At 45.8% G+C, this 8,401-nt stretch carries 11 protein-coding genes; 10 read left to right on the forward strand and 1 reads right to left on the reverse strand.

Annotation, left to right across the window (positions count from 1 at the left end; translation table 11 throughout):
• Positions 1–6: 6 nt before the first annotated feature.
• On the reverse strand, positions 7–846 hold the full coding sequence (locus BM021_RS11975) for a thermonuclease family protein (RefSeq protein ID WP_090721269.1): 840 nt from the start codon (positions 844–846) through the stop codon (positions 7–9).
• Positions 847–1,238: 392 nt separating this feature from the next.
• Here BM021_RS11975 and BM021_RS11980 point away from each other — a divergent pair, with 392 nt between their 5' ends.
• The 10 genes from BM021_RS11980 to BM021_RS12025 all read left to right on the forward strand — a co-directional run bounded on the left by BM021_RS11980 (position 1,239) and on the right by BM021_RS12025 (position 8,015).
• Entirely contained in the window at positions 1,239–2,051 is an 813-nt protein-coding gene (locus tag BM021_RS11980; protein ID WP_090721270.1) for an ABC transporter ATP-binding protein, read from the forward strand.
• A 4-nt stretch (positions 2,052–2,055) separates the two neighbouring features.
• Entirely contained in the window at positions 2,056–2,856 is an 801-nt protein-coding gene (mlaE, locus tag BM021_RS11985) for a lipid asymmetry maintenance ABC transporter permease subunit MlaE (RefSeq protein ID WP_371116450.1), read from the forward strand.
• Positions 2,856–3,326: an outer membrane lipid asymmetry maintenance protein MlaD gene (gene mlaD / locus BM021_RS11990; RefSeq protein WP_090721272.1), complete on the forward strand. Its 471-nt coding sequence runs from the start codon at positions 2,856–2,858 to the stop codon at positions 3,324–3,326. The genes mlaE and mlaD overlap by 1 nt, the downstream gene beginning before the upstream one ends.
• A 68-nt stretch (positions 3,327–3,394) precedes the next feature.
• Positions 3,395–4,012, forward strand: coding sequence for an MlaC/ttg2D family ABC transporter substrate-binding protein (locus tag BM021_RS11995; protein WP_090721273.1), 618 nt, complete (start codon positions 3,395–3,397; stop codon positions 4,010–4,012).
• A 66-nt stretch (positions 4,013–4,078) separates the two neighbouring features.
• Positions 4,079–4,393, forward strand: coding sequence for an STAS domain-containing protein (locus BM021_RS12000; protein WP_256207896.1), 315 nt, complete (start codon positions 4,079–4,081; stop codon positions 4,391–4,393).
• Between the two features lie 23 nt (positions 4,394–4,416).
• Positions 4,417–5,334: an ABC transporter ATP-binding protein gene (locus BM021_RS12005; protein WP_090721275.1), complete on the forward strand. Its 918-nt coding sequence runs from the start codon at positions 4,417–4,419 to the stop codon at positions 5,332–5,334.
• Entirely contained in the window at positions 5,331–6,086 is a 756-nt protein-coding gene (locus BM021_RS12010; protein WP_090721276.1) for an ABC transporter permease, read from the forward strand. Before BM021_RS12005 ends, BM021_RS12010 begins: the two co-directional genes overlap by 4 nt.
• A 186-nt stretch (positions 6,087–6,272) precedes the next feature.
• Positions 6,273–6,515 (forward strand): BolA family protein, encoded by a 243-nt coding sequence (locus tag BM021_RS12015; RefSeq protein WP_090721277.1) that lies wholly within the window; start codon positions 6,273–6,275, stop codon positions 6,513–6,515.
• 80 nt (positions 6,516–6,595) lie between these two features.
• Positions 6,596–7,390 (forward strand): co-chaperone DjlA, encoded by a 795-nt coding sequence (djlA, locus tag BM021_RS12020; protein ID WP_090721278.1) that lies wholly within the window; start codon positions 6,596–6,598, stop codon positions 7,388–7,390.
• 19 nt (positions 7,391–7,409) lie between these two features.
• Positions 7,410–8,015: a glutathione S-transferase gene (locus tag BM021_RS12025; RefSeq protein ID WP_090721279.1), complete on the forward strand. Its 606-nt coding sequence runs from the start codon at positions 7,410–7,412 to the stop codon at positions 8,013–8,015.
• Positions 8,016–8,401: the final 386 nt, after the last annotated feature.

Here is an 8,401-nt window from a genome sequence, read left to right on the forward strand (position 1 = left end):
GGCAAGTTATCGTATTATCAAAGCACTGGGATGCTGAATCAGCATCGTGTAATAGTCTCTATTACGTGCTACCCAGCCACGGATTTCAAGCGGTTTGCCCAGGTAAGTTGTCAATGCAGGAAACGCATGCAGATTGGTATTGGCGATGCGTATGTCGATCTTGTCGCTAAAAACCAGTCGCGTATATTTGCGGCTTTTCTTGATGGAGATGGGTGTTCCGGTAAATCGTTGCCAGCCTTTGTGATGATTAGAAATCTGGGAAATTGGCCGGGGTTGATATTCCGGCATCGACCAGATGCCCAGTTTTAGTTTCTCCGCCCGCTGCTGCGCTTGAGTAAGTTCTTCAGCATAGCGGCCATTCGGCGGGATGATGCTGATAGTCGCCAGACCATTTTCCAATAAAGCAAGGTTAAGATGCTTGCCATCAGGCAAAAATACATGCGCCAATAGACGCTTATATTTGTCTTGTTTCACTTGATCAAATTCCAGATAAACCTTGTTACCCTGTAATTGAGCTTGAAGCCATTTTTTTGCGGCAACCCCGCCCGGTTCTTCTGTACGTTGGCGGCCTTCTATTTCGGGCGTATTAATGCCGAGTAAGCGAACATGCTTGCCGCCTTCCAATATCACCGTATCTCCATCATATACGCGACTGACAAGATGCAACTGTCGGCTCGGTCGGCTAATGATTTCAACTTGCTGAGCCCCGGGAGTCGCTTTATCGGAATAAGTGACGCGACCTCGATCATCTACGCTGCGGTAAATCTCGGCACCCAATAGCATTGGGGCAACTAAGCCGAGAATCATCAGGAAGTGGATCAAAGAATGCTTTTTACTAAAGCGCATGGCGTTATCCTGAATGATATATTTCAGATTGGACTATCCTTTATAACACCATGATATGCTAACTGATGAAGATTATGGCAAAATGAAAAATATCTTGTTCCGATTGCCCCGATTCGATGCCATTGTTCGGATGGAGTTGGTTGAGAACCCATAGACTGAACAATGCAAATAAAACTTTCGTTGCCTAAGATGAAGCTTTGGCTTGCAGGATTTGAAGGAATACAAAAATTACCTGAACATTAATATAGAACAACCTTTTGAGGAAAAGTGGATTAAAATTGGCTTTTGTCTGATTTTTTAGATAAGTATCCACTGATCAGAAATGTTCTAACCCAGCAAGAAATATTAAATCTGTCATTTATTAGTTGTTATTCCCACGATATTTCATGAGCATGACACCCGAAACTTTGGTTGAGGTCCACGACCTGAATTTTTCCTATGATAGGCGCCCGATTCTGAAAGGTGTTCACATGACGATGCAGCGGGGTCAAGTGGTAGCCATTATGGGAGGTAGTGGATCGGGCAAGACCACTTTGCTTAGACTGATCAGTGGTGCAATCAAACCGACTTCCGGATACGTCAGATTTGCTGGAGAAGTGGTGCATGAGCTCAATCGCGATGCGCTTTTTAAGCTGCGGCGCAAGATGGGCATGTTGTTTCAGTTTGGCGCACTGTTTACCGATCTGTCGGTGTTTGACAATGTCGCGTTTCAAATGCGTGAACATACTAATTTACCGGAATCTATGATTCGTGATTTGGTGTTAATGAAACTGCATGCCGTAGGTCTGCGCGGAGCGCATCATTTAATGCCCAATGCACTGTCCGGCGGGATGGCGCGGCGTGTGGCCCTGGCTCGCTCCATTGCCCTGGACCCGATGCTGATCATGTACGATGAACCCTTCACCGGGCTTGATCCGATTTCGTTGAGCGTGATCGGAAACCTGATTCGCCGGTTGAGCGATGCATTGGGCATGACATCGATCGTAGTAACGCATGATGTGCAGGAGTCCTTGAAAATTGTTGATTATGTGTATTTTATTGCGGATGGGGTGATCGCGGCCCAGGGTACGCCGCAAGAAGTGCGGCAATCGGTGGCTCCCTTTGTGCATCAGTTTGTGCATGGCGAAGAAGATGGGCCGGTGCCTTTCCATTATCCTGCGCAATCCTATTCAAGGGATTTGGACCTGGAGGATTCCATTGCTTAAACGTATTGTATCCGGTCGTATCGTATCCGGTATTCAGAGTATCGGGCATCGCGTCATTGAAAGCACCTGGCGGTTGGGTTATGCCAGCCGTTTTTTTATTCTGGTGTTATTGAAATCCGGCACCAGCTTGCGGCGTTTTAATCTCGTGGTACGGGAACTATATTTTACGGGTGTACTATCACTGATTATTATTGTAGTGTCAGGGTTGTTTGTAGGGATGGTGCTGGGGCTACAAGGCTACGAGACATTGCAGAAATACGGCTCGGAATCAGCAGTCGGCACATTGGTTGCCTTGTCGTTGGTGCGCGAGCTGGGTCCTGTTGTGGCGGCGCTATTATTTGCCAGCCGTGCCGGCTCAGCCATTACCGCTGAGATTGGCTTGATGAAAGCTACGGAGCAACTGGCAGCGATGGGGATGATGGCGGTGGATCCGGTTGCCCGGGTAGTAGCGCCGCGTTTCTGGGCTGGGGTGATTTCGATGCCGTTTCTGGCAGCAATATTTTCTGTGATGGGTGTTTTTGGCGGTTATCTGGTAACTGTAATATTCATTGGCGTGGATGAAGGGTCTTATTGGTCGCAAATGCAAAGTGCAGTAGATTTTAGATTTGATATATTAAACGGCTTTATCAAAAGCTGCTTTTTCGGTGTGGCTGTCACCGCCATTGCAGTATTTGAAGGATATGATGCGCCGCCTACGGCAGAAGGCGTATCCGGTGCGACCACACGTACGGTGGTAACTTCATCATTAGTCATTTTGGGACTGGATTTTATTTTGACCGCTTTCATGTTTAGAGGAGTGAGCTGATGCAGCGGACAACAATAGATTTGTGGGTAGGTTTTTTTGTGATCATGGGTATTGCTGCACTGATGATATTAAGCCTTAAGGTGGGCAATCTGAATGTCTATAATCCTTCGCATAGTTACATCATTACAGGAAATTTTGAAAATATCGGTGGCCTCAAGGTGCGTGCACCGGTGAAAAGTGCAGGGGTTGTCGTTGGACGTGTTACGGATATTCAGTTCAGCACACAAACTTATGATGCTATGGTCACTATGAGTATGGACGGTCGTTTTCTATTTCCCAAAGATACCTTTGCCAGCATCCTGACGTCAGGTTTGCTGGGCGAACAGTATATCGGATTGGCTGCAGGCGGGGATGAAACGATGTTAAAAGACGGTGATAAGATCATGAAAACCAATTCAGCGATGGTGCTCGAAGAATTGATCGGGCGCTTTTTATTTGATAAAGCAGCTGAGAAAGACTCCCTTGACTAAATGGATATTTGTTAATTTGATGCTTGTTGGTTTAGTATATTGTAATACTTAATTTAAGTGAGAGAACGATGAAAAAATTGCTTGGGATTATTTTAATAATATTTTCCAGTTTGCTGATGTTTCCTGTATGGTCTATGGATCCGCCTGATAGACTCGTCGATAAAACAGTCCATGAAGTGATAGAAATTATTCAGAAAGATGAAGAATTGAAAAATGGCAACAAAGAAAAAATGCTCGATCTGATCGAGACGAAGATACTGCCACATTTCAATTTTACCCGCATGACGCAACTGGCAATGGGACAGCACTGGTCAGCAGCGGTACCAGAACAGCAAAGCAAGCTGGTGGATGAATTCCGCACGCTGCTGGTGCGCACTTATTCCAATGCATTGACGAGTTATCATGATGAAACGATCAAAGTAAATCCGATCAAGCAACTGGGCGATAGCACCGAGACTACGGTGCGGACAGTTGTTATTCAGGGAAATGGAAAACAACCGGTCCCGATAGATTACAGCATGGAAAAAAAACCGGATGGCTGGAAAGTCTATGATGTAACGGTGGCTGGCGTGAGTCTGGTGACAAATTATCGTGGAACTTTTAGCAGTCAGGTTCGTAAAGGTGGTGTTGAAGGATTGTTGAAGACATTAGTGGCTAAGAACAAGTCCCTGGAAGGTAAAAAGTAGTCCCAACCGGTGAATAATCCGAGCCCTCTATTGTCAGTGATTTCTTGTGATGGGGATAGAATTATCGTGGAAGGGATTGTGACCATTGATAATGTGGTAGCCATGACTCAACGTGGAATGTCTTTATTTGACGAGCATCATCGCGTTATCGATCTCGGCAAAGTGACTGAAGTTGACTCAACCATCATTAGTATGTTGCTGGAATGGCTGCGTGCGGCGCGTCAGAAAAACTGTCACTTACAGTTTATGAATATGCCCGCAAGCCTTGTCAGTTTAATTCAGTTATACGATCTTGTAAAACTGATCCCAGTCACCACAAATCCTGTTACCCGTCAGAATGCGTCTGACTCGATAAGTACTTCTACGGTTGCAGAAATTTAAAATTACTTTGTCGCATTTATTTGATGTTGCCTGCCATTGAAGTCAAACAAGTGTGCAAGCGATATGGCAGCTTGCGCGCATTGACTGATATTGATCTTGAAATTCACACCGGGGAATTTTTCGCTTTATTAGGCCCTAATGGTGCCGGTAAAACAACACTGATCAGTATTATTGCTGGCCTGAGTCTTGCCAATAGCGGTTCTGTGAAAGTGATGGGACACAATGTCATCACACAATATCCGCAAGCACGCCTGAATTTAGGTGTTGTACCGCAAGAACTGGTCTATGATCCATTCTTCACCGTTCGTGAAGTACTGTTAATACAATCGGGCTATTACGGTATCAAGGGCAATACACGCTGGGTGGATGAAATCATCGAGCGCCTGGATCTTACCGATAAGGCCGATGCCAACATGCGCGCACTCTCAGGCGGCATGAAACGCCGTGTTCTGGTGGCGCAGGCGCTGGTGCACAAGCCACCTGTGATTATTCTGGATGAACCAACCGCTGGTGTGGATGTTGAATTGCGCCAGACACTTTGGGATTTTATCAAGCAACTGAATCAGGATGGGCATACGGTCGTTCTGACCACCCATTATCTGGAAGAAGCGGAAACGTTATGTAATCGTGTTGCCATGCTCAAAGATGGAAAAATTATCGCGCTGGACAGCATGCAGAATCTGATCGGGAAAATGACCTCGGGAAATTCGGTGAGGCTAAGATTATCGCCGGATTGTTTGCCATCCGCATTACACGAGCTGCAAATCAGCCATGATGGCGGTATATGTGAGCTTCGTATTGAGAATTACGCGCAAATAGAATTTATTCTGACAACATTACGATCAGAGAATGTGCAGATACTGGAAATGCATTTGCAGCAACCCGATCTGGAAGATGTTTTTGTCAATCTGATGAGAAATGGCAGGAAGCAAGCAAAATGACCGGCTTCTTGACGTTGCTTTACAAGGAATTACTGCGTTTCTGGAAAGTCGGCTTTCAGACTATCATGGCACCGATGGTGTCTACATTGCTGTATCTGCTGATTTTTTTTCATGTCCTGGAAGCGCACGTGGAAGTTTATCCGGATGTGGCTTATACCATTTTTCTGATTCCCGGCCTCGTCATGATGGCAGTGATACAGAATGCATTTGCCAACTCATCTTCCAGCATCATTCAGTCAAAAATCAGCGGTAACATTGTATTTATCCTGCTATCGCCACTGTCCTACCACGCAATATTTCTGGCTTATATTCTGGCAGCCATTGCGCGAGGGCTATTGGTTGGCCTGGGCGTTTATCTGGTCACTCTGCTATTTTTTGATATCCCGCTGCAATTGCCTGGATGGGCGCTGCTGTTCGTTATCCTGGGCAGTGCGATACTGGGTGCATTGGGCTTAATCGCTGGTATCTGGGCAGATAAATTTGATCAGCTGGCGGCTTTCCAGAATTTCATTATCATGCCGCTGACCTTTTTATCGGGTGTGTTTTATACCCTGCACTCACTACCCACCGGCTGGCAGTACGCGTCTCACCTCAATCCATTCTTTTATATGATCGACGGATTCCGTTATGGCTTCTTTGGCGTATCGGATATTTCGCCTTATATTAGCCTGGCGATTGTGGCATTATGCCTGATAGCAATTTCCATGTTAGCGATCCGAATGCTCAAATCCGGATATAAATTGCGGCATTAGGGAAACGCTGATTAATTCGGCGAACGTGATGAAGCGCGAGGCGCACGGAACGCAGCAACCGAGACATATCAATTAGATAGATGAGGAAGCGAGTACCGCGCAACGAAGCGATTCGCCCGTGCAGTCAATTAATAAGAGTTTCATTAGAAATATCAATCGCTTAATTCGACATCAAGGAGAACCGAAATGCTTACAGCAGAAACTCTAAAAACCTATATTGAATCATCATTGCCATGCGAGCACGTACAAGTGGAAGGCGATGACGGGCGTCATTTTCAGGCATTGATTGTCAGCGCTGAATTCAAAGGCAAGAATACCGTGCAACAGCATCAACTGGTGTACAAATCGCTGGGTGATAAAATGAAGCAGGAAATTCATGCATTATCGATGAAAACACTGACACCTGAGCAATGGGCTGATAAATCCTAGGTTCAGTGCTTACTTTGAAGCAATCTCATCAGCCGACAATTCGTTATAATGACCTTCTTTTTCGTTGATCTGGAATTTCATTGTTTAAAATATTGGGTGCTTTAGTTGGTTTCTTCATTTTCGGTTTTTTAGGCATCTTCCTGGGTTTTTTTATCGGAAGCCTGATGGATCGATATAAGGCTCTCGGGCCGGGCGGAATGAACCCATTTAATACCGCGCGCCGTCAATCGGTTTTCCTGGAAACTGTTTTTATTTTGATGGGCAAATTAGCCAAGGCAGATGGGCGTGTTTCAGAGACGGAAGTATCCCATGTGGAACAGTTCATGCAAAAGCTTGGCATGACACGTGAACATCGGTTAAAAGCTATTGCCCTTTTCAAACAAGGCGCTTCCCCAAGCTACGATATTCATCCCAAAATCAACGAATTTCTTTCTATCTGCGGTTATTCCCATAGTTTGAGACAAATGCTGCTGGTTTATCTGATTATCATGGGATTATCCGATGGACAGCTGAATAATGCCGAAGAAGAGCTTCTTAGAGTAATCGCCGATCGCCTGGGATACCGTCAGGCAGCATTCAGTCAATTGCTCGACATGGTGATGAATCAGATGCATTTTGCCGGAGGACGCAGCACCTCCGCCAGCGCTTTGGATGACGCGTATAAGGCATTGGGCGTCAGCAAGAATAGCACCGACCAGGAGATTAAACGCGCTTATCGTAAATTGATGAGCCAATATCACCCTGATAAATTGATGGGGCAGGGTGTGCCGGAGGAAATGATCGCAGTGGCAACCGAACAGGCCAAGGAAGTCCAAGCCGCTTATGACTTAATCAAGAAAAGTATCGCGATCAGAATCATGCAGCGGCCTAAATGACCGGGTTATTTAATAACGAATGAAACCGCTGCTGTACACATTCCGCCGCTGTCCCTTTGCAATCCGCGCCAGACTGGCAATCAAAGCCAGTGGGGTTGAAGTGGATACACAGGAAGTCAGTTTGCGCGCCAAGCCTAAAGAATTGCTCGAATGCTCGCCGAAAGGCACGGTGCCGGTGCTAAGGTTTGCGGATGGGCGCGTGCTTGAGCAAAGCCTGGATATCATGCAATGGGCATTGTCCCAGAATGATCCGGAACATTGGCTGGCTGATGACCCGGAAGTAGTGGCTGAGTCCATGTCACTGATCAAACACAATGACGAATCATTTAAACCGAAGCTGGATTTGTATAAATATGCGGTGCGATTTCCACAGTACTCTGAAGCTTATTATCGCGAGCAGGCCGAGCCTTTTCTGGCCGATTTAAATGCGCGCTTGAGTAACGATAGTTACTTGCTGGCGGGCCGGTATACGCTGGCGGATATGGCAATCTTTCCGTTCATCCGGCAGTTTTGCAATGTCAATCCGGATTGGTTTTATGCATCAAAATACCAGCATCTGATTCGATGGCTTGATGGTTTGATCGGATCGGCGTTATTTCACCGAGTGATGCAGAAACAAGATTGATCGTTCACCAGTATTGCGCGGAAAACAATTCTGTTGCTGATTCCGTATCAGATGATACTTTGGTTAATATCCTGATTCAGCTTATCGCTAAAGAAATGATAAAGGACAGCAAGAATAAACCTGCTGTCCTTGCGAATCATGAATGAAGTAGTTTTAGAAGTGATTGTCCTGCGTCAAAGCGAATGTCACGGTTTTCTCCTCATTGAGTTATAATTCCAATTCTATTTAGGAACAGCATTAATAATCCAATCCCATCCGGTAATGCTGCGCATAGTTTCCTGGTTTGATTCAAGGCTTTTTAGCGCGCTCTCCAGATGTATCTCAAGCGCATCCAAACTATCGAAGGCACGGTTATGAAAGAATTTTTCCCGTAATTCATCCCACAC

Source organism: Nitrosomonas sp. Nm166 (assembly GCF_900112825.1).
In the GTDB taxonomy this organism is placed as follows: Bacteria; Pseudomonadota; Gammaproteobacteria; order Burkholderiales; family Nitrosomonadaceae; genus Nitrosomonas.

Coding starts and splice junctions, on each gene's coding strand:
- BM021_RS11975 (WP_090721269.1), bottom strand. CDS start 846: ATGCGCTTTAGTAAAAAGCATTCTTTGATCCACTTCCTGATGATTCTC.
- BM021_RS12010 (WP_090721276.1), top strand. CDS start 5,331: ATGACCGGCTTCTTGACGTTGCTTTACAAGGAATTACTGCGTTTCTGG.
- BM021_RS12025 (WP_090721279.1), top strand. CDS start 7,410: ATGAAACCGCTGCTGTACACATTCCGCCGCTGTCCCTTTGCAATCCGC.
- BM021_RS11980 (WP_090721270.1), top strand. CDS start 1,239: ATGACACCCGAAACTTTGGTTGAGGTCCACGACCTGAATTTTTCCTAT.
- BM021_RS11995 (WP_090721273.1), top strand. CDS start 3,395: ATGAAAAAATTGCTTGGGATTATTTTAATAATATTTTCCAGTTTGCTG.
- BM021_RS12005 (WP_090721275.1), top strand. CDS start 4,417: ATGTTGCCTGCCATTGAAGTCAAACAAGTGTGCAAGCGATATGGCAGC.
- BM021_RS12015 (WP_090721277.1), top strand. CDS start 6,273: ATGCTTACAGCAGAAACTCTAAAAACCTATATTGAATCATCATTGCCA.
- mlaD (WP_090721272.1), top strand. CDS start 2,856: ATGCAGCGGACAACAATAGATTTGTGGGTAGGTTTTTTTGTGATCATG.